This is a genomic window from Kaistella polysaccharea (genome assembly GCF_020410745.1).
GTDB classification, from domain to species: domain Bacteria; phylum Bacteroidota; class Bacteroidia; order Flavobacteriales; family Weeksellaceae; genus Kaistella; species Kaistella polysaccharea.
Genome location: NZ_CP084528.1, coordinates 2,271,928 through 2,296,095 on the forward strand (window position 1 = coordinate 2,271,928; position 24,168 = coordinate 2,296,095).

At 35.3% G+C, this 24,168-nt stretch carries 20 protein-coding genes and 5 tRNA genes; 22 read left to right on the forward strand and 3 right to left on the reverse strand.

Going from position 1 to position 24,168, the window contains the following annotated elements; genetic code table 11:
* Positions 1-78 precede the first annotated feature (78 nt).
* The 6 genes from LC814_RS10550 to LC814_RS10575 all read left to right on the forward strand — a co-directional run bounded on the left by LC814_RS10550 (position 79) and on the right by LC814_RS10575 (position 9,015).
* Entirely contained in the window at positions 79-2,736 is a 2,658-nt protein-coding gene (locus LC814_RS10550; protein WP_226063890.1) for a 4-alpha-glucanotransferase, read from the forward strand.
* A 230-nt stretch (positions 2,737-2,966) separates the two neighbouring features.
* Entirely contained in the window at positions 2,967-3,911 is a 945-nt protein-coding gene (locus LC814_RS10555; RefSeq protein ID WP_226063891.1) for a hypothetical protein, read from the forward strand.
* A 252-nt stretch (positions 3,912-4,163) separates the two neighbouring features.
* Positions 4,164-4,574 (forward strand): DUF4890 domain-containing protein, encoded by a 411-nt coding sequence (locus LC814_RS10560; RefSeq protein ID WP_226063892.1) that lies wholly within the window; start codon positions 4,164-4,166, stop codon positions 4,572-4,574.
* Between the two features lie 93 nt (positions 4,575-4,667).
* Positions 4,668-5,177, forward strand: coding sequence for a ferritin (locus LC814_RS10565; RefSeq protein WP_226063893.1), 510 nt, complete (start codon positions 4,668-4,670; stop codon positions 5,175-5,177).
* 20 nt (positions 5,178-5,197) lie between these two features.
* Positions 5,198-7,084, forward strand: a complete 1,887-nt coding sequence (locus LC814_RS10570) for a DUF3858 domain-containing protein (protein WP_226063894.1) — start codon at positions 5,198-5,200, stop codon at positions 7,082-7,084.
* Positions 7,081-9,015: a DUF3858 domain-containing protein gene (locus tag LC814_RS10575; RefSeq protein WP_226063895.1), complete on the forward strand. Its 1,935-nt coding sequence runs from the start codon at positions 7,081-7,083 to the stop codon at positions 9,013-9,015. The genes LC814_RS10570 and LC814_RS10575 overlap by 4 nt, the downstream gene beginning before the upstream one ends.
* A 47-nt stretch (positions 9,016-9,062) precedes the next feature.
* Here LC814_RS10575 and LC814_RS10580 read toward each other — a convergent pair whose 3' ends face one another.
* Complete coding sequence (locus LC814_RS10580; protein ID WP_226063896.1) at positions 9,063-12,218, reverse strand: UvrD-helicase domain-containing protein; 3,156 nt, start codon at positions 12,216-12,218, stop codon at positions 9,063-9,065.
* A gap of 91 nt (positions 12,219-12,309) precedes the next feature.
* Between LC814_RS10580 and rpsU the strand changes: the two genes are divergently transcribed.
* From rpsU to rplL, 16 genes are all read left to right on the forward strand, one after another.
* Complete coding sequence (rpsU, locus tag LC814_RS10585) at positions 12,310-12,507, forward strand: 30S ribosomal protein S21 (protein WP_226063897.1); 198 nt, start codon at positions 12,310-12,312, stop codon at positions 12,505-12,507.
* Positions 12,508-12,590: 83 nt separating this feature from the next.
* The gene (locus LC814_RS10590) at positions 12,591-13,487 is read left to right on the forward strand and encodes a tyrosine-type recombinase/integrase (protein WP_226063898.1); all 897 of its coding nucleotides are present in this window, start codon (positions 12,591-12,593) and stop codon (positions 13,485-13,487) included.
* Positions 13,477-13,767 (forward strand): HPF/RaiA family ribosome-associated protein, encoded by a 291-nt coding sequence (locus LC814_RS10595; protein WP_226063899.1) that lies wholly within the window; start codon positions 13,477-13,479, stop codon positions 13,765-13,767. The genes LC814_RS10590 and LC814_RS10595 overlap by 11 nt, the downstream gene beginning before the upstream one ends.
* 100 nt (positions 13,768-13,867) lie before the next feature.
* A tRNA-Thr gene (locus tag LC814_RS10600) sits at positions 13,868-13,941 on the forward strand.
* Between the two features lie 20 nt (positions 13,942-13,961).
* Positions 13,962-14,044 (forward strand) — tRNA-Tyr (locus LC814_RS10605).
* An 89-nt stretch (positions 14,045-14,133) separates the two neighbouring features.
* Positions 14,134-14,206, forward strand: a tRNA-Gly gene (locus LC814_RS10610).
* 51 nt (positions 14,207-14,257) lie between these two features.
* Positions 14,258-14,329, forward strand: a tRNA-Thr gene (locus tag LC814_RS10615).
* Between the two features lie 395 nt (positions 14,330-14,724).
* The gene (tuf, locus tag LC814_RS10620; protein ID WP_226063900.1) at positions 14,725-15,912 is read left to right on the forward strand and encodes an elongation factor Tu; all 1,188 of its coding nucleotides are present in this window, start codon (positions 14,725-14,727) and stop codon (positions 15,910-15,912) included.
* A 56-nt stretch (positions 15,913-15,968) separates the two neighbouring features.
* Positions 15,969-16,039: transfer RNA gene (locus tag LC814_RS10625), tRNA-Trp, on the forward strand.
* A gap of 13 nt (positions 16,040-16,052) precedes the next feature.
* Positions 16,053-16,256: a preprotein translocase subunit SecE gene (gene secE, locus LC814_RS10630; protein WP_226063901.1), complete on the forward strand. Its 204-nt coding sequence runs from the start codon at positions 16,053-16,055 to the stop codon at positions 16,254-16,256.
* A gap of 14 nt (positions 16,257-16,270) precedes the next feature.
* Positions 16,271-16,813, forward strand: a complete 543-nt coding sequence (gene nusG / locus LC814_RS10635) for a transcription termination/antitermination protein NusG (protein WP_226063902.1) — start codon at positions 16,271-16,273, stop codon at positions 16,811-16,813.
* A gap of 167 nt (positions 16,814-16,980) precedes the next feature.
* The gene (locus LC814_RS10640; protein ID WP_226063903.1) at positions 16,981-19,128 is read left to right on the forward strand and encodes a prolyl oligopeptidase family serine peptidase; all 2,148 of its coding nucleotides are present in this window, start codon (positions 16,981-16,983) and stop codon (positions 19,126-19,128) included.
* A 343-nt stretch (positions 19,129-19,471) separates the two neighbouring features.
* Positions 19,472-19,915: a 50S ribosomal protein L11 gene (rplK, locus tag LC814_RS10645; RefSeq protein ID WP_226063904.1), complete on the forward strand. Its 444-nt coding sequence runs from the start codon at positions 19,472-19,474 to the stop codon at positions 19,913-19,915.
* Between the two features lie 11 nt (positions 19,916-19,926).
* Positions 19,927-20,619 (forward strand): 50S ribosomal protein L1, encoded by a 693-nt coding sequence (gene rplA, locus LC814_RS10650; RefSeq protein ID WP_226063905.1) that lies wholly within the window; start codon positions 19,927-19,929, stop codon positions 20,617-20,619.
* A gap of 12 nt (positions 20,620-20,631) precedes the next feature.
* A complete protein-coding gene (gene rplJ / locus LC814_RS10655; RefSeq protein ID WP_226063906.1) occupies positions 20,632-21,234 on the forward strand; it encodes a 50S ribosomal protein L10 in 603 nt (200 codons plus the stop codon).
* A 53-nt stretch (positions 21,235-21,287) separates the two neighbouring features.
* The gene (gene rplL / locus LC814_RS10660) at positions 21,288-21,653 is read left to right on the forward strand and encodes a 50S ribosomal protein L7/L12 (RefSeq protein ID WP_226063907.1); all 366 of its coding nucleotides are present in this window, start codon (positions 21,288-21,290) and stop codon (positions 21,651-21,653) included.
* Positions 21,654-21,858: 205 nt separating this feature from the next.
* Here rplL and LC814_RS10665 read toward each other — a convergent pair whose 3' ends face one another.
* Positions 21,859-22,623, reverse strand: a complete 765-nt coding sequence (locus LC814_RS10665; RefSeq protein WP_226063908.1) for a TIGR03915 family putative DNA repair protein — start codon at positions 22,621-22,623, stop codon at positions 21,859-21,861.
* Positions 22,624-23,883, reverse strand: a complete 1,260-nt coding sequence (locus tag LC814_RS10670) for a putative DNA modification/repair radical SAM protein (protein WP_226063909.1) — start codon at positions 23,881-23,883, stop codon at positions 22,624-22,626.
* Positions 23,884-24,168: the final 285 nt, after the last annotated feature.

Sequence of the window (24,168 nt, forward strand, 5' to 3'; positions counted from 1 at the left end):
ATTAAATTTAAAAGTAACAAATTATCTTCTATAATTGACTTAAAATTTCTTAAATTGCATTCATTAAAAATAACTTTGATGAAACTATATCTTAATATAAATTTCAGAACGAAAGTCGGTGAAAATCTGCAAGTTCTGGTGTTAGAAGACGGAACAGAAGAAAAAATTCACGCCTTAAAATATACCGATAATGGCAACTGGACTGCAGATATTGATTATTTCTCTAAAAGTATCGCGTACAAATATCAGTTGATCGGCGAAGACAGGTCCATTTTAGACGAAGAATATTCTGTACACCATTTGACTTTCCCCCACAATTATGAGGAATTCCTAATTTATGATTCCTGGAATGCAAAAAACTTCCCCGAGAATTATCTCAATAATAAGATTCTGAAAAATAAATTGCGGGATTTTAAACCAGGAAAGGTGACCGCGTTAAAAAAACACACTCATCTGTTCCGTCTGGAAGCTCCGGTTTATAACCCTAATTGGCAGGTCGTGATGCTGGGTAATTGCGAAGTGCTGGGCAACTGGCAATATCTTAAAACATTGCCGATGACTCAAACTGATTTTGGAATTTGGGAGGCAGCAGTTGTCCTTCCGCAAAATCAGATGATTGATTATAAATACGGTTTAATGAACATTGAAAGCGGAGAAGTTTTCGATGTGGAATATGGTCCTAATCGCTGGGCGCTACCAAATTCGGAGAAGAATACCCTTCAGATAAAATCCGATCATTTTTTCAAATTTAAATCATACGAAATGTACCATGCTGCCGGAGTTGCGGTTCCTGTTTTCTCTTTAAGAACAGAAAATGGCTTTGGCGTAGGAGAATTTCCAGATTTGAAAAATTTAGCGGATTGGGCAAAAGAAACAAATCTTTCAGTCTTACAGATTTTACCAATTAATGATACGACTGCCAATTATTCCTGGACCGACTCATATCCGTACGCTGCGATTTCAGTTTATGCGCTTCATCCCCAGTATTTATCCATCGAAAAACTTGAATATTCTTTGCCAAAAGATGTAGTAGAGGAATACACGGCAGAAAAAGATGCCTTGAATGAATTGTCTCTTATCGATTATGAAAAGGTTATTGCCGGAAAATGGAAATATGCTAAAATAATTTTTGAATCGAATATTGATAAAATTTTCAAAGACCGAAACTTTAAGAAATTCCTTAAAGAAAATGAAGAATGGCTACTGCCATATTCTGCTTTCTGTGTTTTAAGAGATAAATATAAAACGCCGAATTTTAATGATTGGAAAACCCACAAAAAATATATCGCTGGTAAAATAGCGCCATTCTTTTCGCCTAAAAACAAGGATTATGAAACTACGATGCTTCATTCGTGGGTTCAATATCAATTGCATTTACAACTAAAGGATGCCATCGATTATACGCACGGTTTAGGAATTTCTGTGAAAGGCGATTTGCCAATTGGTATTTATAGATATTCGGTAGAAGCCTGGACAGAACCTGAATTGTTTGGAATGGATTTTCAAGCCGGCGCACCGCCAGATCAGTTTACCGACTTAGGTCAAAACTGGGAATTTCCTACCTATAATTGGGAAGCGATGAAAGAAGATGGCTACCGTTGGTGGAAAAACCGTTTTAAAGCATTGGAACAATATTTCGATGCGATGCGAATTGACCATATTCTTGGTTTTTTCAGAATATGGAGAATGCCAATGAGTGCTACGCAAGGGATTTTAGGCTATTTCTATCCTGCTGTCCCAGTTCGTATTGAAGAATTTGAAGCTAGAGATATTTACTTTAATTATGAAAGATTTTGTAAGCCTTTCATCAATGATCAAATTCTCTGGGATTATTTTGGAGACGAACGAGATTCAATTCAAAGTCACTTTATGAATAATCATTTTGATGGGACTTATACTTTTAAGGATGAATTTGATACACAGCGGAAGCTCGCGGAATATTTTAAAACAAATTCTTTTGATTGGGCAGAAGAGCGGTTGATTTCATTGGCCGCAAACGTTTTATTTTTACAGGAGCAGAAAGGAGATGACGAGTATGTTTATCACCCGCGATTTAATATTGAAAAGACAGATTCTTACAAATATTTAAATGATAATGAGAAATGGAAACTTGCCGAATTATATCGTGATTATTTCTTCCAACGTCAAGATGGTTTGTGGTATCAAAAGGGAATGGAAAAACTACCCGTTATTTTAAATGCTACTGATATGTTAATTTGCGGAGAAGATCTGGGTCTTGTGCCCGATTGTGTGCCGCAAGTAATGGATCGCCTGGGAATTACTGCTTTAAAAGTTCAGCGGATGCCATCAGATGATATTCCCTGGTACGATCCTCAAAATGCCACTTATATGAATGTAGTTACTGCAAGTTCACATGACAGCTCTACCCTCAGACAGTGGTGGCAGGAAGACTGCCAGCTTACTCAAGATTATTTCCATGAACAATTAGGGCAGTATGGAACTGCACCCTGGAGTTTAGAGCCACAACTCGCAGAGATTATCATGTTGCAGCATCTTTACAACGATGCGATGTTGGCAATTTTTCCGATTCAGGAATTTTTAGCCACTGATAAAAACCTGAAAAATCCGAATATGGATGAAGAGCGAATTAACAATCCTGCAGAATTTCCGCATTATTGGAGATATCGGATGCATCTAAATGTGGAAGATCTTATTACACAGACAGATTTCAATAAAAAAATAGCCTATTGGATCGAAGATTCAAATAGAATCTGAGTGATTAATTGTGGGAAATGATACATCGCTAATACGGTTATTTACAGACATTTACATTATTAAAAACAGAAGTTAAATCAATGAATTTAACTTCTGTTTCTTTTTTATATCAAATCAAGAGTGATGATTCATTAACTCTGACTATTTTTCTAATAAAATTATATATTGCAGAAAATAATGGCACGTTTTTTAATTATTAGTTAATGAATCAATATAAATACTAAATTGAAATGAAAAAAATTATACTTGGTTTATCAGTGTTTATGATGACATTGGTTTCCGCTCAAAATTACCCTGATTATTATCCGAATAACGGATATGGTAATAGTAATTATTATGGCGATGAAGATGATCAGTTTTACTTCCCTGATGATTATTACTATGAATATCCGGCAGATTATTATAATAATGATTTGTACAGAAATTATTACAGCGACTACCGAAGCAGTATTAATAACGTAAACTGGAATAGGTTTTTTGCGATGCACAGACTTTCCCCTTGGCAAGTGCAGCAAATTATGATGTTGAATGACAGTTATACGTCTTACTCAGCATGGAATCAATACTACAGATACAATCCTGATCGTTGGTATTACGACCGTTTTTATGCATTGCAAAGAATTATGGGACCCGGCCTATTTGTAGTTTTCCAAAATAATTATTATAACGGGTACAATCCGGTAATATATTATCAGAATTATAACCGTCAACATTATGCAAGGAACATCTATGTGGTGCCAAGATACCGCAACGTGAATGTAAATGTTTACCGCGTAAACAGAAATGATTATCACCAAGGTAATTCCAGATCAAATATAGGATTTCAACAGACGTCACGTTCAGGTCAGACACAAAACATGTATAATAACCGCGACAATGGTTTTAGAAATGATACCAACGGATCTGTTACACGCTCAGGCAGTAATACTTTTAAATCTGGAACAGTTACACCGAACACTTCAAATAGAAATGATACGGCTGTACCCAGAAACAATACGAACAGAAGAGAAGTAGAACGACCTGCAAATAATAGCGGATTTAGAACGGAAACGGTACAACCTGAAAGAAATTCAAGAAGCACTGCGCCTTCTTCTAAAATTGAAATTAATTCTGGAAGCAGAAACAGTGATGCTGGTGCGAGAAGCAGAAATTCCAGCTTAAGAAACTCGGGATAAAGATTAATCTCCCGATAATTTTAGATTTTAATGTTAATAATGATGGAAGAGCAGTTTTGAATAAAGACTGCTCTTTTTTTATATAATTGATGGAATGAATTTCTAAAAGGATTAGCGTAGTAGGAAATAGATTAAAAGTACGGTTTTTAAGATAATTTTCCGATTTAACAAAAGTTTATGATGCGATGCTTTAACTCCTCAGTCACTTGGTTATCCAAACCATGTAAAACGATAATTAATAAATATATTAAAATGAAAAAATTAATCTTAAGCGCAGCATTTCTTGCAGTAGGAACTTTTGCAATTGCACAACAAAATGGTCAGATGATGAAAAAAGATCCAGCGCAAATGGAACAGAAAAGAGCCGATCATTTGAAAAAAATGCAAACTGATTTAAATCTTTCTCAAACACAGGTTGCACAATTGCAAACTTTGCAAGATAAACGGATGGCTGAAAGAAAGCAGATGCAGCCACAAAGACAGGCTGAAAGAAAAGCGAAAATGGAAAGCATGAAAGCAAAACGCATGCAACATCAAGCTGAAATGCGACAAATCCTAACCCCAGATCAATATCAAAAATGGATGGCCAGTAATCAGCAAAAAATGCAGAAAAAAGGACAAATGATGAAGAAACATCAAATGCACAAACACCAGGCAAAATAGTAACTTCATAGTTTATTTTTTAATGTTGAAGCGGAATGTAAATTCCGCTTTTTTCGTGTTTATTTTTTCTATATTTGTTAGATAACTATAATTATGATAAGTACAAATATTGCTGAATTATTAAATCAGCAGATTACAAACGAACAATTTGCCGCTCAGTATTACCTCTCGATGTCGGCGTGGTTTTACGCGCGAGATTTAGATGGGATTGCGAATTATTTTCGGGTGCAGAGTAAAGAAGAATTGATGCACGCAGATAAAATGTTCGATTACTTAAATGATGTAGGCGCACCAATTATCATGGGAACTATTGAAAAACCACCTCACGAATTTTCGTCTTCCACGGAAATCTTTATAAAAGCTTTGGAGCATGAAAGACTGGTAACAAAAAGTATTTTCAATATTCTTAAAAACGCCAATGACGAAGGTGATTTTGCAACAGTTTCTTTCCTGCAGTGGTTTGTCACTGAGCAAATAGAAGAGGAAGCAAGCGCGTCGCAACTCGTAACTAAGATTAAGATGGTTTCGGAAAATCCGTCTGCACTTTATCTTTTTGATCAGGAATTGGCCCAGCGGGTGTTTCTGCCGACCGAAGGAAATTAGTACATTCATAAAAATATCTTATGATCAAAATCTACCAATTGTTCTTCGCTGTTTTATCAACATGGTGTTTTGCACAGAATTATGCTGTAAATTCAATACCAGAAAACCTTCTCGTCAATGCCAACGCAGTTATCCGGGAACATTCAGAAGACTACATTCTGAAATCGGTGAATGAGATGACGATTAAAGAAACTCATGTGGTAACCATTATGAGTGCTGCAGGGGATCGTCATTCAACAGTTTCGATTCCTTATAATCCTACCACCAAAGTCAATAACATTAAAGTTGAAATGTTTGATGCATCAGGGAAATTAGATAAAACTTTTGCCAAAAAAGATTTCGCTGATTATACCAATAATCCAAGTGCAGGTTTATATACTGACGATCGTATTTTGATTCTTCGTACGATATCCACAAAATATCCCTTTACTTTAAAAACTTCTTACGAAACCAATACGTCTAATACAGTTTACTTAAGTAATTTTTCTCCGATTAACGGTTACAATTTGGCTTTGGAGAAAAGTAATTTTAGCATTGTCAATAATTCTGGAATTTCTATCAGAATTAAAATAAACGATAAACCAATAGGCAAGGTTTTAGAATCTAAAGAGGGAAATGTCTGGAAATATTCATATCAAAATATTACTGCAATAAGTCCGGAAGATTTATCGCCCAGTTTAAATTATTTAGTACCCAAGGTTGAATTCTCTCCGGAGAAATTTACATTGGAGGGTCGACAAGGAGATTTAACAGATTGGAACAGTTTCGGTAAATGGTATTTTAATGATCTAATAAGTCCAGTTTCCCAGATTACGCCCGAAATTTCCGCGGAAGTTGCAGCGCTAAATTTATCGGGATCCACATCTGAGAAGGTTAAAACACTTTACCAATACATGCAGAATAAAACGCGCTATGTTTTGATTGCCATGGGGATTGGTGGTTGGCAACCAATGCCTGCTTCCGAAGTAGCTAAAAAAGGTTACGGGGATTGTAAAGCGCTTACTAATTATATGAGAACTTTGCTTACTGCAGCCGGAATCCCATCCTACTATTCAGTTATTTACAATGATGATTCGGTAATTAGTTTTGATAAAGACTTCCCTAAATTATCAGGAAATCATGTGATCTTGATGGTTCCTACAGAGAAAAACCCGATTTGGTTAGAAAATACGTCGCAGCGCTTTGCGTTTAATCATCTTTCGTATTCTTCGCACAACAGAAATGTTTTAGCAGTTGATGAAAACGGAATTAAAATCATCGACACTCCAACTTACAAACCAGAAGAAAGTAAAGAATTAATGGTTGCTAAGGTGCAATTGGCAGAAGATGGGTCTATTACTTCAAATGCGAATTTTCAGTTTACAGGTGGCCAATATGATACAAACCTTGGTTTGTTCAGTCTGAAAAGTGATGAAATTAAAGAAGCACTGAAAAATAGACATTACAATTTGCAAATCGATCAAATCGCAGTTCAGAATCTTTCGAACAATCGCGATCATGCTACGATTAGTTATGATCTTAATCTAAAAGCTAAAGGTTTTTCTAAGAAATTGGGCAATGATTTATTTTTTCCCGCAATGCCTTTTTATCCGGCAGTTACTTTTACAACAAATACAGAAAGAGTGCTTCCTTTCGAAACTTCTTTTCCGTTTCAGGATGATTATGAAATTGAATTTTCTGCACCATTCGGATATCAATTCACAGATCTTCCGGAGACGTCCGATTTTTCTACAGAATTTGGTTCTTATTCCTTGGCTTATAAAATGAACGGCGATAAATTAATGGTTCGCAGAATATTAACCATTAAAAAAGGAATTTATCCGAAAGAGAAATTTAAAGATTATGTAGAATTCCGCAAAAAAACTGCAACCAAAGACAATACTAAAATTTTAATATCAAAAATATGAGGAAAAAATTACCACTTTTACTCGCATTTCTATTTGTGAGTTTCTTCTATTCACAACATAAGTTTCTAAACGATCCCAAAATTTCTGATGAGGATTTAAAAAAGACGAAATCAAAAATAGACGCTGATGCTCCCGCAGAAGTATTATACCGATCCATCCATTTTATTGTGGATTATAATGGCAATATTAAGCAAGAAATTATCAGCCGAATAAAAATTTACAACAAAGACAATGCGGGAGACTACTTAGACTACGAAATTCCGCTGTATAATAATGGCAGAGGTGATCAGGAAAAGTTGAGTGATTTAAAGGTCGTGACTTACAACTGGGAAAATGAAAAAATGACCACTACGAAAATTCAGCGTGATGAAAAATTTAAGTCAAAAGAAGATAAAAATTATACCATTACTAAGTTTGCTTATGCGAATGTTAAAAATGGGTCGGTTGTGGAACATTCCTATACCCTTGAAAGTCCATTTTTAACTTCAACTCCGAGGGTTTTAATTGAAGAAGATATTCCGGTTAAATATGTAGAATATGTATTTGATCATGCAAACCCGCTGGGATATTCTATTAATTATAAAGGAAGTTTGATTCCTAAACATCGTTTTGCCGAACCTAGAGTGTTGTATGGAAAGGACTTTCAAACGCATCGATTTGCGTATGAAAATATTCCTGCCTTTAAAGATGAAAAATATGTTTTGAATAATGATAATTATAAAACCGGAATAAGGGCCGAGCTTAATTCTACGTTAATTAATAATATATTCACTTCCTATTCTTTGTCTTGGAAGGATATTCAAAAACGTTTGTATGATCATGATGATTTTGGTTCACAATTAAAGAAAGAGAATCTAGTTAAAAATCTTCTGCCCGCGGAAATTATTGCAATGAGCAATAAAGTACAGAAGGCCGATGCTATTTTAAAATTCGTACAAACAAATTATGCGTGGAATAAAGAGGATAATACATTTACTGATAAGGGAATAAAAAATTTATTAGCCACTAAAATCGGCAATACAGCTGAAATTAATTTACTCTTAACAATGCTGTTGAGAAGTGTAGATTTAGATGCGGATCCTATCGTACTTTCAACAATAAAGCGCGGGATGTTGCTTGCGTACAGCCCTTCGATTACCCAGCTAAATTTTGTTTTGGCTTCATTCGTAGATAATGGAAAAATTTATCTTTTAGACGGCACTTCTAAATTGACGGAAATCAATATGATTTCGCCACGTGCCCTGAACCAATACGGAATTGTAATGACCAAAGATGATGCAAAACAGGTAAATATTATTTTTCCTGAAGTGAGCAAAACCATCCTTTCTGTTGATGCAAAGTTAAATACTGACGGTACCATTGAAGGTAAATTTGCAGATCGTGACACCAAATTATACGCTATGATTGCCAATGAAAACTATACTGATGATGAGAAATCATACGCAAAAAACTATCAGGATGAGTATAAATTTCCGCTAACCAATGTTAAACATCAGTTGGTGGAAAACAATGATTTTGAAACAAGCTTCGACTTTACCTCAGACACCTTTGTAGATCATATCGGAAGTAAATTGGTTTTTAATCCATTGCTATTTTTATATTCTCAAAATCACAATTATAATCAATCCGAACCGAGAAGATCTGCGATTGAATTTTATTCTGCCTTTGATCGCGTGAAAAAGGTGACGATTACGATTCCGGAAGGTTATCAATTTGAAAACATCCCTAGTTCCAAGAAAATAAGAACAGAAGACAGTGCCATACAATACAATTATGTGGTTTCCCAAAATGGGAATAAGTTAACGGTTGAAACAACTGTTCAAATTGACGATTCTAATTTTCCAAAAGAATATTATCCAGCCTTTAAGCAGATTTATGATAGTGTAACCAAACTGGAAGCGCAGGTTGTAACTGCGGTAAAGAAAAAATAAATTTATTTACTGCAATTAGAAAATGGTCTCTACAAAGAGACCATTTTTTATACATACACGATTTGTGATTTAATGACCGTCTTACCCAGCTTTTCTAAAACAGATTGGTATTTATCGAGTTGTAATTGATGTTTTTCCTCCTCATCACCAGTTTTGAAATCAAGAATAATAATTCCGTGTTCTGTATCAATAAGGCGGTCGGGCCGGTAAAGTTCACTGAAACCGTTTTCAGAAATCATGATATCTTTTTCATTAATTACAATTTGATCTTCTTTAAAATATTGAGAATAATTCTCATTATTAATGATACTAAAAATCCGGTCACTGATTTCCGAATGCTGTTCCCGCGTAATTTTTCCTTCCAAAAGATAACTTTCTAGAACTTGAGCAACATCCTTCGCAGAATTGATTTGCGCCAGAATTTCGTGCGTGAAAATTCCCATTCGAACTTTTTCAACTCTATTTTGGTAGTTTTTAGATGGAGTTGCGATTTTTATAGCATCCGTATTTTTGTCTTCTTTATTGCGAAATTGAATGGGTTGCGTACTATATTCCGTTTTCTTTGACTTCGTTTTTTTCAGTAAATCGGTCTCAGAAATTTCGTAAAGATCAAAAGATGATTGTTCCTCTCCTTTTTCATTGAGGGGAATTCTATCCTTTAGAAAAGTAAAAATATCAAGATAATTATTGCTTTTGCTCTCTTTTTCAATATAAAAGAAAAGTTGTTCCGACGCTCTTGTCGTTGCGACATATTGCAAGCAGAAATCATCAATTTTTTGTTGATAAGAATTTTTTGAGTTAAAAGAAGAGATTTCATCATCATAAGTCATCAGCTCTTCATCAAATAATTTCACGTTTACCGACGATAATTTTTCTTCAGACTTTGTATCAAACCAATAACTGCTTTTTTTACTAGGTGCTTTGTTGCGCATTGGCAATAAAACCACCGGAAATTCCAAACCTTTCGATTTGTGAATTGTCATAATCTGTACCGCATCTACATTTTCGGATGCTTGAATGGTGGTCTTATTTGCTTCTTCATCCCAAAATTTTAAAAACTCTTTTAAAGTGGAGCCGGCATTTTGTGAGTACGCGTACAACATTTCCAAATAATTAAAAAGGAAATCGGTTTCCTTGCCTTCTACCGTAAATTCCTGTAAGAAATGTTCTACGTAATTGTACAGGTTAAGTTGCAATAAATCCTCGGAAGTTAGCTGAAGCTTATATTTATCTTGAATAAATTGCTCCATTTCAGATTTAGAAGACAGCGCCAAAATCTGCGTCATTTCAAGCGTGAAATCTTCAATTGTAATTCTTCCAAGAACATTTAAATAGTAAAGCATTTTTACCGCATACTGCATGTTTTTGGGGTTTTCCTGCCATCTTAAAAATTCAGTTAAAGCCATTAATGTTACGGAAAGGTTTAAAGTTAATCCAGATTCCGAGATGGTTTTAATGAAAACATCTTCGCCTTTATAATTTACTTTTAAGTTGCCGAGATGCTGAGAATAGCTGAAAATATCAAAATTTCCGCGACAGAGAATCGTTATATCTGAAAAGCGAAATCCTTGATTTATACAGGTCTGAATATCTGCGCGCATCATTTCTGAAACAGTTTCATAATCTGTTCCTTTCTTACCCGTATTTTCTAAAAGATTTACCCGCACTCGACCTTCTACAGAAGATTTTGCAATCTGCTGAGAACCCGGACCAAATATTTTTTCATGTTCAGGTTCTGTAAACTGCGACATGTAGAGATAAAGTTGATTATTAAAATCGACAATATTTTTTGCGCTTCTGTAATTAAATTCAAGATTTTCTACCACCGCGGAAACTGCTGAATTGTCTTTATTATTAATGATATTCAGCATCAGTTGCGAATCGCCGCCACGAAAGCGATAAATACTTTGCTTCGGATCGCCAACGAGCGTAAAACTCATATTTTCCTGCGAGTTCGCATGATCCCGCAGCGGAATCAAATTTTGCCACTGCAGTTCAGAAGTATCCTGAAATTCATCGAAGAAATAATGACTGAATTTCGTCCCAATTTTTTCATAAATAAAAGCGGTTGGTTCTTCGCGAAGATTTTCATGAATCATAATGTTGAACTTTGATAAAAGCACCAAATCATTTTCCAACTCAATTTCTGCGAGTTTATCCTGTATGTCTTTATTAACTTTTAATGGTAAAAGCGCTTGCAGAATTTTTTCTTTTTTCTGAATTTCAACATGATTATTGATGATTTTTGTGCGCTGAGCAAGTAAAAAGTCTAAGATTTCTAGGATTTCGTTCTGCTTATGTTTTGCTTTTGTGGAAGAACCTTTCATCATCGATTCTATACATTTGTCATCTTTTTCCCGTGAGATATAAATTAAAGGTGATTTGCTCTTCAAAAACTTTTGAAAAAAACCACCGATTCCATTTGCGCCACTTGCAAAATCTCCGATTTCCAAATTTTTTTCCTGGAGTAAAATCAAGCATTCTTCGGCAATTTTACTTGATTCTTCACGAAGGTCTTTTATATTTTGGCGAAGTCTCTTTTTGGCTTCTTCATACACTTCCCAGTCGAATTCTTTATTTTTATTCAGTTGAAAATAGTGTTTATCCTGAACATATTCTTTTGCCGAATTGTAGAGGGTTTGATTAAGATTTAAGCGGTCATTATTATCCAGCGAATAATTAACAAAATCCATGAAAGCTTCAGAAATTTTATTTTCCTGCCCAATTTCTTCCAGCATTTTATCAACAGCTTCTATGAGGAATGGTTCAGAATTGATTTCCAGGGCGAAATTTTGCGCCAAACCCAATTCCTGTGAAAAACTTCGCACCAGTTTGGCGTTGAATTTATCGATGGTTCCGATATTTAAAGTCGAGTAGTGGTGTAAAACATAATCCAGCATTTTTTTTGACCGCTCGTGCAGTTCGGCTAATGTTATATTAAAACCTTCTTTTGCTAATTTATTTTTAATGTTTTGCAGATCTCCATTCTGCTCATAGGTATCTAATGAAAATTCCTTTAACCAACTGATAATCCTGTGTTTCATTTCATTTGCTGCCTTATTGGTAAAGGTAAGCGCCAGAATATTTCGGACTTTATCTGCCTGTGCTGGATATTTAAGACAAATTGCTAACAGATTCTGAACCAGTGCATAAGTCTTTCCAGATCCTGCAGAAGCATAAATTACTTTATAGTCGGGTTTCATAATTTCTTTAATATAGTTTTTAAAAATACTAAATTAATTTGTCAACTCAGAAAAAAATCATACTTTTGCAATCCAAAATGAGATGTAAATTATGTTAATAATCCCAGTAAAAGATGGTGAATCCATCGACAGAGCATTAAAAAAATACAAAAGAAAATTCGACAAAACAGGAACTATCAGAGCTCTTAGAAGTCGTCAACAATTCAACAAACCTTCTGTAGTAAACAGACAGGCGAAGGTGAAAGCTGCCCACAAGCAGAGAAATTTAAGTCGCGAAGAGCAAGCTTAAATAAAATTTTCTTTCTGAAAATACTGAAATCACTTTTCAAATAGTTATATTTGAGGAGTGATTTTTTATTGGTATATAGCAGCATGATTGAAAGATTTTTGGAATTTATTGCGGTCGAACGGCGGTACTCGCCTCATACGCTAACCAGCTACCGGAAAGATCTTTCTGATTTTACGGATTTTCTTCTTAAAACAGAAGCGCATAAGGATGTAACCAAAGTTGATAAAAAAATCATCCGAAATTTCATGTCAGAAATGAGTGCTACCGGCATTGCGAAAAGAAGCATTAACCGTAAACTTTCTACCCTACGGAGTTTCTATGTATTTCTTCTGAAAGTTGGTGAAGTTGAAGTTTCACCTTTAGAAAGCATTCAATCCCTAAAATTTTACGCAGAAAAACAAATTCCATTTTCCGAAGAGGAAATGCGGAATCTGGAATCTTTGGAAACGAAACCGAAGAACAGCAGTTTTTTGAAAGAACTCATCATCGAAACACTTTACCAAACGGGAATGCGGCGGGCAGAACTTACAGGTCTTCTACTGAATGACGTTGACTTCAGTAAAAATGAATTAAAAGTTACGGGTAAGGGAAATAAATCACGAATTATTCCTATCGCAGAGAAACTCTTGGCAGACTTTAAGAAATATTTAACCATCAGAAAACCCTTGGTAGATAACGAGATGTATTTTTTCCTCAGCGCAAAGGGTAAAAAACTAAATGACAAGTTTGTCTATTCTGCTGTTAATTCCTACCTTGGTCTGGTGTCTTCGAAAACAAAAAGAAGTCCTCATATTCTGCGACATAGTTTTGCAACGCATGTTCTGGATAACGGCGCAGAGATTTCTAAAGTGAAGAAAATAATGGGACACTCGTCATTGGCATCTACTCAGGTTTATACCAATGCGAACATTGAACAATTAAAAAAAGTGTTTAACAATGCTCATCCGAGAGCGAAAAAAAATCTAGATTATGAAAATTAAAGTTCAGTCAATTGGTTTGACTCCACATGCACCACTTGAAGGGTATTTAGAAAAAAAACTCAATAAGTTAGAAACTTTTTACGATAAAATCCATGGTTGTCAGGTTTTTCTAAAGGTGGAAAACGGAGGTGGAAAAGAAAATAAAACGGCAGAGATAAAATTAGAAGTTCCAGGGGACGATATCGTGGTTAAAAAGACTTCGGCATCATTTGAAGAGAGTATTGATCTGTGTGCGGAAGCCGCTAAAAAGCTGCTAATCAAGAAAAAAGAATTGGCTTAAAAAAAATTATAAAAAAAAGTTAAAGAATATTTGTAGATTTAAAAAAAACTCCCTTATATTTGCACTCGCAAAAAGAGATAAGAAGTTCTTTAAAATCTTTGCCTCCGTAGCTCAGCTGGCTAGAGCAGCTGATTTGTAATCAGCAGGTCGTGGGTTCGAGTCCCTCTGGAGGCTCATTTAAAAAAATAAAAATTGGGGAGGTTCCAGAGTGGCCAAATGGATCAGACTGTAACTCTGCTGTCTTACGACTTCGTAGGTTCGAATCCTACCCTCCCCACATTTTTTATTTTCATTTTTGCTTTGTATAATTTAAATATATGTTTAGATTTGCAGACCGTTTACCAACAGTTTTTGGAAACAAAAAACGCGGAAGTAGCTCAGTTGGTAGAGCGTCAGCCTTCCAAGCTGAATGTCGCGAGTTCGACCCTCGTCTTCCGCTCTAAAAAATCACAACCAGTACAGCGGCTTGTGATTTTTTTTTAATTTTTTCGCCGACTTAGCTCAGGGGTAGAGCGTTTCCTTGGTAAGGAAGAGGTCGTGAGTTCAAATCTCATAGTTGGCTCTATTATAATCTCTCTTTTCGAGAGATTTTTTATTTTAAGTCTTCTTCTGATTAAGATCCAAATGGAATTTTAATTTTCTCCTAAAACTATTTCATCATCTATCAATTTAAACTTCATTATAAATTCTTCGTACTCACGTAAATTTTATTAAAACTGAAGAAGTGTCATGAATCAACTTATCGGGAAGAGATTTTAATAAAAATTTACTTAGATTTTCTCAGATAAATATTTTTCTGTAAATTTGCAGTCCGATATTTTCACTAATATCTAAGGTCGTGTAAATCAAGTTATTTGAATGTTAAATTTTTTTCCCCAAAAAAGTTTTCAATATTCAAAAAATCACTATATTTGCGCACTGAAAAAAGGAATAATTAATTAATAAATAATTTATAACATGGCAAAGGAAACGTTTAATCGTAACAAACCACACTTGAACATTGGTACCATCGGTCACGTAGACCATGGTAAAACTACACTTACAGCTGCAATCAGCAAAGTGTTATCTGACAAAGGATTCGGAACTGCAAGAGATTTCTCTTCTATTGATTCTGCTCCTGAAGAAAAAGAAAGAGGTATTACAATCAATACTTCACACATTGAATATGAAACTGCAAACAGACACTACGCTCACGTAGATTGTCCAGGTCACGCCGATTATGTAAAAAACATGGTAACTGGTGCTGCTCAAATGGATGGTGCTATCTTGGTAGTTGCTGCTACAGACGGACCAATGCCACAAACTAGAGAGCATATCTTACTTTGTCGTCAGGTAAATGTACCTAACGTACTTGTATTTATGAACAAAGTGGATATGGTTGATGACGCTGAATTATTAGAATTAGTAGAAATGGAAGTTAGAGAACTTCTTTCTTCTTATGACTATGATGGTGATAATACTCCAGTAATTCAAGGTTCTGCACTTGGTGGACTTAACGGTGAGCCAAAATGGGTAGAAAAAATCGAAGAATTGATGGAAGCTGTTGATACTTGGATTGAACTTCCAACTAGAGATGTTGACAAAACATTCTTGATGCCAATTGAAGACGTATTCTCTATTACAGGTCGTGGAACAGTTGCTACAGGAAGAATTGAAGCAGGTGTTATCAACACAGGTGATGCAGTAGATATCGTAGGTATGGGTGATGAAAAATTAACATCAACTGTAACAGGAGTAGAAATGTTCCGTAAGATCCTTGATAGAGGTGAAGCTGGTGATAACGTAGGTATCTTGTTAAGAGGTATTGAGAAAACTGACATCAAAAGAGGTATGGTAATCGCGAAAGCAGGTTCTGTAACTCCACACAAAAAATTCAAAGCAGAGGTTTATATCCTTTCTAAAGAAGAAGGTGGTCGTCACACTCCATTCCACAACAAATACCGTCCACAGTTCTATGTAAGAACTACAGACGTTACAGGTGAGATCTTCTTACCAGAAGGTGTAGAAATGGTAATGCCTGGTGATAACTTAACGATTACTGTAGAATTGTTGCAGCCAATCGCTCTTAACGTAGGTCTTAGATTTGCGATCAGAGAAGGTGGTAGAACAGTTGGTGCAGGTCAGGTTACTGAAATCACAGACTAATTTCTGAAACATAATGAAAGTTCCGTAGGGAAACTTACGGAACTTTTTTTTAATCTACGGGCATCGTCCAATGGTAGGATACCGGTCTCCAAAACCGTTGATCAGGGTTCGAGTCCTTGTGCCCGTGCAAATAAAAGATAATGAGTTTAGTAGATTTTATTAAAGGTTCTTATACCGAATTTAAAGACAAAGTTGAATGGCCGAAGTGGCCTGAGTTACAATCATCTACCATAGTAGTAACTATCGGTACCGTGCTTTTGTCGATATTTGTTTTTGGTGTTGATTCGTTGTTCAGTAAATCTATTGCGAATATTTTATCGCTCTTTATCAATCTGTTCAATTAAAATTATTTTCCCAAATGAGTGACTTGAAGTGGTATGTACTGAAATCCATCAGCGGACAGGAAAATAAGGTGAAAACCTATATTGAGAACGAAATGAAACATCATGGTTTCGAAGATTTCGTAACTCAAGTGGTTATTCCTATGGAAAAAGTAATCCAGATAAGAAATGGTAAAAAGGTACCGAAAGAAAAACCTTATTACCCGGGATACTTAATGGTTGAAGCCAATTTGGTAGGAGAAATTCCACACATTATTAAAAATATTCCTGGTGTTATTTCATTTCTAAGTTCTACTAAAGGAGGCGATCCTGTACCAATGCGTAAATCAGAGGTGAACAGAATGCTGGGCAGAATGGATGAACTTTCTGAGTTCGCAATTGAAACGGCAATTCCGTTTGTAGTTGGTGAAAATGTAAAAGTTATCGACGGACCATTTAACGGATTTAATGGAACAGTGGAGAAACTTCATGAAGAGAAAAAGAAAATAGAAGTATCTGTGATGATTTTCGGAAGAAAAACTCCTATGGAACTCAGCTTTATGCAAGTAGAAAAAGTGTAATTTACTTTTCAAAATATTTAAAAGATCATTCGAAAGAGTGGTCTTTTTTTATTTACCTGATATATGACTTTCAAATAGTCAATGTGATCTATCAATTTTAAAAGGGTGATTCTACTTATTCCACGTAGTGGTTTGACTTTAACTTTGTTGGCATAAACTAAGGACCTATGAAAACAAATTTTATATCGCTACTTTTAGTAGCTTTTGGCGTTTATCTCAATGCCCAGCTTGCCTATCCTGCAACTCCTGTAAAAGCAGTAATTGATAATTACAACGGGGTACAAATTACAGATAATTACAGATGGTTGGAAGACATGAAAAATCCTGAAGTCACCACCTGGTTCCAAAAACAGGCAGATTTTAGTAAAAATTATATCGAAAAAATTTCTGGTCGTGATCAACTTTACAATGATATGAAATATCTGGATGAGTTAAAAGATTCAGATTATTACAATGCGAAGAAAAGCGGAAGCAATTATTTCTACACCAAAATTTTGCGGGGAGAGAAAGTCGCAAGATTATACATGCGAGACAGCTCTGGAAAAGAAACACTTATTTTCGATCCAGAAAAGTACGTTGTCGGTAAAGTTTATCAGATTCAAGATTTTTCACCCAATAAGGGTGGATCAATTTTGGCGATGGGTCTAGCAGAAAGCGGTTCAGAAGTCGGTGAAACCAGATTTATTGATATAAAAACTCAAAAACTTCTTCCCGATGTTTTGGCTCCAGTTTGGGGTGGAATCAGTGGATGGACTCCAGATCAGAAATCTGTACTTTATGTTAAACTTCAAAATGCTGACAATACGAGCAACGACATGTTAAAAGATATGCGTTCTATGCAGCACGTTTTGGGAACAGCACCTTCTAAAGATCTAGAGATCGCCTCGAGAATCAAAAATCCAATGCTTCCTATTAAGCCCGAAAATTGGGTATCGGTTGATTTTTCAGACGATTATAAGTATATGTTTCTGGACATAGGTTCGGTGAAAAGTGAGCAGTTGGTTTATTTTGCTCCAGCTTCTGAATTTGGTTCTGCCGCTATCAATTGGAAACCTTTTATCGAATATAATGATGAAATTACCAATTATGAAGTTGTAGGAGATAAAGTATTTTTTCTTTCGCACAAGAATGCTCCTCAATTTAAAATCGGAGTTACAGAGATGAGCAAACCTGATTTTAAAAATGCTAAAATTATCATCCCCGAAGGAAAAAATTTAATTACCAGATTGACGGCTACCAAAAATTATTTAGTTTACGGAGTTGCGAACGGAATGAATACCGAGATTTATCAGGTTGATGGTAATAGTTTAGCCATAAATAAAATACCGCTTCCGCAAGGAAGTAATGCCGTATTACCATTGAACAGTCGGGAAGGAGATGAAGCAGTGGCTGTCAACTATGGCTGGTTAAATCCGTACGTTTTTTATGACCTGCAATTGAAAGAAAATAAAATTGCTGTCAGTAAGTTGTTTAATTCAAAAGCAGTTTATCCCAATAAGGACGAGTTTATGGTTAAGGAAATAGAAATTAAAAGTCACGACGGAACAATGGTGCCACTCTCCATAATCTATCCAAAAAATATAAAAATGGATGGAAGTAATTCTCTTTATCTTGAGGGATACGGATCCTACGGAATTTCTATGTTCCCCTATTTTTCTGAAACGATTTTTGCACTTCTTCGACAAAATGTGATTGTTGCTGTTGCGCATGTGCGAGGTGGCGGAGAAAAAGGAGAAGCATGGCACAAAGCCGCATATAAAAACACTAAAGAAAATACTTGGAAAGATTTTATTGCCTGTGCTGATTATTTGGTGGACAATAAATACACCTCCAAAGAAAAACTAATTGGTTCAGGAATGAGCGCTGGCGGTATTCTTATTGGAAATGCCGTGGCAGAACGTCCAGATTTATTTGCGGCGATTATCGCAGAAGTTGGCTGCACCAACATGTTGAGAATGGAAACTACACCTAATGGTCCTAATCAAATACCAGAGTCTGGTGCTTTGGGAAATCCTGAGGAATTGAAAGGCCTAATTGCAATGGATGCGCAACATAAAATCAAAGAAAATGTTAAATACCCGGCGGTATTAGTCAGAACAGGAATGAATGATCCGCGCGTTATTCCGTGGATGCCTGCGAAATTTGCCGCGACGATGCAGAACAGTTCAACTTCGGGAAAACCTGTGCTTTTTTATGTAGACTATGAAAACGGACATTTCACCCAGGATAAAAATGTAACCTTCCGAAATTATGCAGATATGTATGCTTTCGCGCTATCACAAACAAACCATCCGAAATTTAAATATCAAGATTAAATTTAATCATCCTATAATTTTTAAGAAACCGTTTTTGCGAACGGTTTTTTTATTTAAGTAATGTAGAGATCTAATTTTTGAAAGGTGATCGTCAGAATTATTTTTAAGGAACCGTCGCAGATTAAAAAATCTGAATAAACTTTTCTGCAATAAAGTACGAAGCTCTTAATTTGTATCAACTATTTTAGAAATTCTTTCTAAAAATCAACACATTACCCCTTGTGTAATTAAAAATTATTCTTAATTTTGCAGTCCGAAATGTAAAGTTGTGCTATGAGAACATGCTTTGCAGATTTATAAATGCTTCCACATTCATAAATTCATTAATTTTTAAAAAATCAAAATGGCTAAAAAAGTCTTTAAAATGGTTAAGCTCCAAGTAAAAGGAGGAGCAGCAAACCCATCTCCACCAGTAGGTCCAGCATTGGGTTCTGCAGGGGTGAACATTATGGAGTTTTGTAAGCAATTTAACGGAAGAACTCAAGATAAGCCTGGGCAAGTTTTACCTGTAGTTATTACAGTATTCGAAGACAAATCTTTTGAATTCGTTATTAAAACTCCACCAGTTGCTATTCAACTTTTAGAAGCTTCTAAGCAAAAGAAAGGTTCAGGTGAACCTAACCGAGCTAAAGTAGGAAGTGTTTCTTGGGATCAAGTTAAAAAAATCGCAGAAGATAAGATGACTGATCTTAACTGCTTTACGTTAGACCCAGCAATGACAATGATTGCAGGAACTGCAAGATCTATGGGATTGAGAGTAACAGGAACTAAACCAACTAACGCTTAAAACGAATAGAAATGGCAAAATTAACGAAAAAGCAAAAGGAAGCTTTAAGCAAAATAGAAAAAAACAAAGTATACAGTCTTGAAGAAGCTTCGGCTTTGGTAAAAGAAGTAAACTTTGCAAAATTTGACGCATCTGTAGACTTGGCTGTTAGATTGGGAGTTGATCCTAGAAAAGCAAACCAAATGGTAAGAGGCGTAGTTTCTCTTCCACACGGAACAGGTAAAGATGTAAAAGTACTTGCTTTAGTAACTCCAGACAAAGAAGCTGAAGCTACTGCAGCTGGTGCTGATTATGTAGGTCTTGACGAGTATTTACAGAAAATAAAAGATGGTTGGACAGATGTTGACGTTATCGTTACCATGCCAGCTGTGATGGGTAAATTAGGTCCATTGGGTAGAATCTTAGGTCCAAGAGGTCTAATGCCAAATCCAAAATCAGGAACTGTAACCATGGATATTGGTAAAGCAGTATCTGAAGTAAAATCAGGTAAAATTGATTTTAAAGTTGATAAATACGGAATCATCCATGCAGGAATTGGTAAAGTATCTTTCGATGCGACTCAAATCAGAGAAAATGCTGCTGAATTAATTCAGACATTAATGAAATTGAAACCAACTGCGTCTAAAGGTATTTATGTAAGAAGTATTTATTTATCTTCTACCATGAGCCCAGGTATTGCAATTGATACTAAATCTGTAAACTAAAATCTGAAAGACATGACAAAAGAAGATAAAGTATTAGTAATACAAGAATTAAAGGAAGTGTTACAGGACGCGAAAGTGGTTTATGTAGCAAGTCTTGAAGGAATGAATGCTGCTGCGACTTCAGAGTTTAGAAGACAAGCATTTAAACAAAATATCACTGTAAAAGTTGTAAAAAACACTTTACTACAGAAAGCATTGGAATCAATCGAAGGAGTAGATTACTCTGAGATGTTCCCAACTTTCAAAGGTAACTCCGCTTTAATGATTTCTGAAACAGCTAACGCTCCGGCAAAGTTGATTCAAGGATTCAGAAAAAAAGCAGAAGTTCCAGCTTTGAAATCTGCTTATTTACAAGAAACTTTCTACGTTGGTGACGAAAACTTAGCTGCTTTAGTGAGCATCAAGTCTAGAGAAGAAATGATTGGTGAAATCATCACATTGCTTCAATCTCCACTTAGAAATGTACTTTCTGCACTTCAAAATAAAGAAGATGCTGCGGGATCAACTGAAGAGGAAACTCCAGTTGCTGAAGAAGCAAAAGCAGAAGAAACTCCAGCTGCAGAAGCTGCTCCAGAAGCAAGCACTGACGCTACAGATGCACCTAGTGCAGAGTAATTAGACTCAAAAAAAAATCAAATAAATCGTTCAACAATTAAAACATTATTAAAATGTCAGATTTAAAAAACTTAGCGGAAACGCTTGTAAACTTAACCGTTAAAGACGTAAATGAATTAGCTACTATCCTTAAGGATGAGTACGGAATCGAACCAGCTGCTGTAGCTGTTGCCGCTGTTGCAGGTGGTGGAGAAGCAGTAGAAGAAAAAACTGAATTCGATGTAATCTTGAAAGCTGCAGGTGCTTCTAAATTAGCAGTTGTAAAATTAGTTAAAGATTTAACTGGTGCAGGTTTGAAAGAAGCTAAAGATATGGTTGATTCAGCTCCGACTGCAATCAAAGAAGGTATCTCTAAAGACGAAGCTGAAGCGTTGAGAAAACAATTAGAAGAAGCTGGTGCTGAAGTAGAAGTTAAATAATTCTATCTCGACCTTATAAATAAAGCCGTCTCGTTTTTACGAGGCGGCTTTTTGTTTTAAACATTCTAATTTTCCTTCTGTAGGAAATGATCATCCTATTTAACATTAAGTTTGTTTCTTCAAATTCTGCCAGCTTCTTTTCGAATTTTCAAAATTCTTTAAAAGACAATCCGACTTTGAGAGTTAACGGAAAACAGATATTATATTATAATTTTTCCGTTAAATATTTCCAATATCTTTTCGGCAGTGACTGAACATGTAACTTCAGATTTTTACGTTCCGGAATATTGGTCTTAAAGAAATACCGTTGCCATAATTTTTGGTATTGCATTTCTTCTTCATGCAAAATATTAGTAGTTCTTTTTAATTGAGAAGTCTGTTCCAAAGCCGGCTCAAAAAACTGAGTATCTTTTAAATCATAAAAAATTCCGTAATATCTTTTCAAATCATAAATCATCCACTTTTGATCTTGATAACGATTTTTAAAATGGCTGATGATTAATGGTAAAACATTAAAATCAGGTTCTATTTTTGAAAAGTAGACTTCATCCTGCAATTTTTCAAATCGTACAAAAGCATGCATTCGGTGAACTTCCCGACTTATCGATTTCGTGATTTTTGCAATATCCATCATATCAACATTTGCAAAGTTATTCAGAACAGGATCTTTTGGGAACTTTAGGGAAAGTGAAACGGCGGATAGAATTAATCTTTCAGCATTTTCATTTTCAGATAAATAAACTCTTAAAAGTTGAGAAACGCCTTTTTTTCCTAAATTATTTTCCAGTTTTTGTAAAACCCGATTTGCTTTTACTTCATTAGTGATCACTTCATGAGGGTCAGAAAAAATTGATTCTGTTTTGTACTGATCGATCGATATAATTTCCGCTGGTTGAAATTTATATTCGTAAACCTCGAAAATTGCCGTAAACAAACCTTCAAATGTTCCGTCGTAAAGAAGCGTCGTCATTTAGAAAAGCGTCAGTTGTTCCGAGAAAGGATTTTGAAATTTTGATTTCATTCCCTGCAAAATTATTTTTCGGAAGTTAAAATCATCAATATATTTATTAAAAATATTCTGAGCTTCGAATTCTACAAAGTATTTTGCACGGTTTGTGGCCACGCCCATTTTCTGTAAATGTCCTAAATTCAATTTTTGAAAGTTTCGCGCGCTTAAAATTTTATACATTGATTTTCGTCCAATTCCGGGAACGCGTAAAATCATTTCTTTCGTCGCCGTATTGATGTTCACGGGAAACTGTTCCCGATTTCTCAAAGCCCAAGCCAATTTCGGATCGACTTCTAAATCAAGAAAAGGATTGCTTTTTTCTAAAATTTCATCCGCCTTAAAGCCATAAAAACGCATTAACCAATCCGCTTGATACAATCTGTTTTCCCGCAACATCGGAACTTGCGAATCGATAGACGGCAAACGCTTATCTTCCAACATTGGGACATATCCAGAATAGTACACTCTTTTTAACTTGTAATTTTGGTAAAAATAATCTGCTACTTTAATAATTTTTAGATCGGTTTCATCGGTTGCGCCAACAATCATCTGAGTAGATTGTCCTGCAGGTGCAAATTTCGGAACGTTTTTAAAGAGTTTTTTTTCTTCTTTGTAAAGGATCAGTTCATTTTTTATGAAACCCATTGGTTTGATCATTTGATCATGGGATTTTTCGGGTGCCAACAATTTTAGTCCCGCGGTTGTGGGGATTTCTAAATTAATGGAAAGTCGGTCTGCATATAAACCAGCTTCTTTCATCAGTTCATCACTGGCGCCAGGGATTGATTTTAAATGGATATAGCCATTAAATTTATGTTCTGTCCGAAGTTTTTTCGCGACGCGAACCAAGCGTTCCATGGTTGTATCTGCATCTTTAAAAATTCCGGAACTTAGAAATAATCCTTCAATATAATTTCGTCTGTAAAAATTGATGGTTAAATCAACCACTTCTTCTACCGTGAAAGCTGCTCTTTTAATGTCATTGGTTTTTCTGGAAACACAATATGCACAATCATAAATGCAATGATTTGTTAAAAGAATTTTTAATAAGGAAACACATCGACCATCTTCAGTGTAGGAATGGCAAATTCCGGAAGCATGGCTGTCGCCCAAACCACCTTTTGTGTTTTTTCGGTTTCCGCCGCTTGAAGAACACGAAACATCATATTTCGCAGCATCGGCTAGTATTTCAAGCTTTTCTTGAAGGCGGGGAAAATTCATAAATAAGATTTTTGGATTCCAAATTTACAAACTTAAAATCTGCTGGCAAAAAATTTATAGTTTATTTAACATAATATTTTCAATGTTGATTGTCAGCTAGTTAGATGTTAAATTTAGGAGGTAAATTAGGTGAATTTATGAGGTTTATAATTGTGTTTTCTGATATTTCACGGCAGTTTTCAGCGCTTTCAAGAGTATATTCTAACACCATTTTTACTGTTCTCCAAGATTTAGCAGATAGACATTATTTGCCAATCTCGCAAAGAAAATGTATCTTTGCACTCT

Bases quoted from the DNA above. Each gene is read 5' to 3' on its own strand.
- LC814_RS10550 (WP_226063890.1), top strand. From the start codon at position 79: ATGAAACTATATCTTAATATAAATTTCAGAACGAAAGTCGGTGAAAAT.
- LC814_RS10555 (WP_226063891.1), top strand. From the start codon at position 2,967: ATGAAAAAAATTATACTTGGTTTATCAGTGTTTATGATGACATTGGTT.
- LC814_RS10560 (WP_226063892.1), top strand. From the start codon at position 4,164: ATGAAAAAATTAATCTTAAGCGCAGCATTTCTTGCAGTAGGAACTTTT.
- LC814_RS10565 (WP_226063893.1), top strand. From the start codon at position 4,668: ATGATAAGTACAAATATTGCTGAATTATTAAATCAGCAGATTACAAAC.
- LC814_RS10570 (WP_226063894.1), top strand. From the start codon at position 5,198: ATGATCAAAATCTACCAATTGTTCTTCGCTGTTTTATCAACATGGTGT.
- LC814_RS10575 (WP_226063895.1), top strand. From the start codon at position 7,081: ATGAGGAAAAAATTACCACTTTTACTCGCATTTCTATTTGTGAGTTTC.
- LC814_RS10580 (WP_226063896.1), bottom strand. From the start codon at position 12,218: ATGAAACCCGACTATAAAGTAATTTATGCTTCTGCAGGATCTGGAAAG.
- rpsU (WP_226063897.1), top strand. From the start codon at position 12,310: ATGTTAATAATCCCAGTAAAAGATGGTGAATCCATCGACAGAGCATTA.
- LC814_RS10590 (WP_226063898.1), top strand. From the start codon at position 12,591: ATGATTGAAAGATTTTTGGAATTTATTGCGGTCGAACGGCGGTACTCG.
- LC814_RS10595 (WP_226063899.1), top strand. From the start codon at position 13,477: ATGAAAATTAAAGTTCAGTCAATTGGTTTGACTCCACATGCACCACTT.
- tuf (WP_226063900.1), top strand. From the start codon at position 14,725: ATGGCAAAGGAAACGTTTAATCGTAACAAACCACACTTGAACATTGGT.
- secE (WP_226063901.1), top strand. From the start codon at position 16,053: ATGAGTTTAGTAGATTTTATTAAAGGTTCTTATACCGAATTTAAAGAC.
- nusG (WP_226063902.1), top strand. From the start codon at position 16,271: ATGAGTGACTTGAAGTGGTATGTACTGAAATCCATCAGCGGACAGGAA.
- LC814_RS10640 (WP_226063903.1), top strand. From the start codon at position 16,981: ATGAAAACAAATTTTATATCGCTACTTTTAGTAGCTTTTGGCGTTTAT.
- rplK (WP_226063904.1), top strand. From the start codon at position 19,472: ATGGCTAAAAAAGTCTTTAAAATGGTTAAGCTCCAAGTAAAAGGAGGA.
- rplA (WP_226063905.1), top strand. From the start codon at position 19,927: ATGGCAAAATTAACGAAAAAGCAAAAGGAAGCTTTAAGCAAAATAGAA.
- rplJ (WP_226063906.1), top strand. From the start codon at position 20,632: ATGACAAAAGAAGATAAAGTATTAGTAATACAAGAATTAAAGGAAGTG.
- rplL (WP_226063907.1), top strand. From the start codon at position 21,288: ATGTCAGATTTAAAAAACTTAGCGGAAACGCTTGTAAACTTAACCGTT.
- LC814_RS10665 (WP_226063908.1), bottom strand. From the start codon at position 22,623: ATGACGACGCTTCTTTACGACGGAACATTTGAAGGTTTGTTTACGGCA.
- LC814_RS10670 (WP_226063909.1), bottom strand. From the start codon at position 23,883: ATGAATTTTCCCCGCCTTCAAGAAAAGCTTGAAATACTAGCCGATGCT.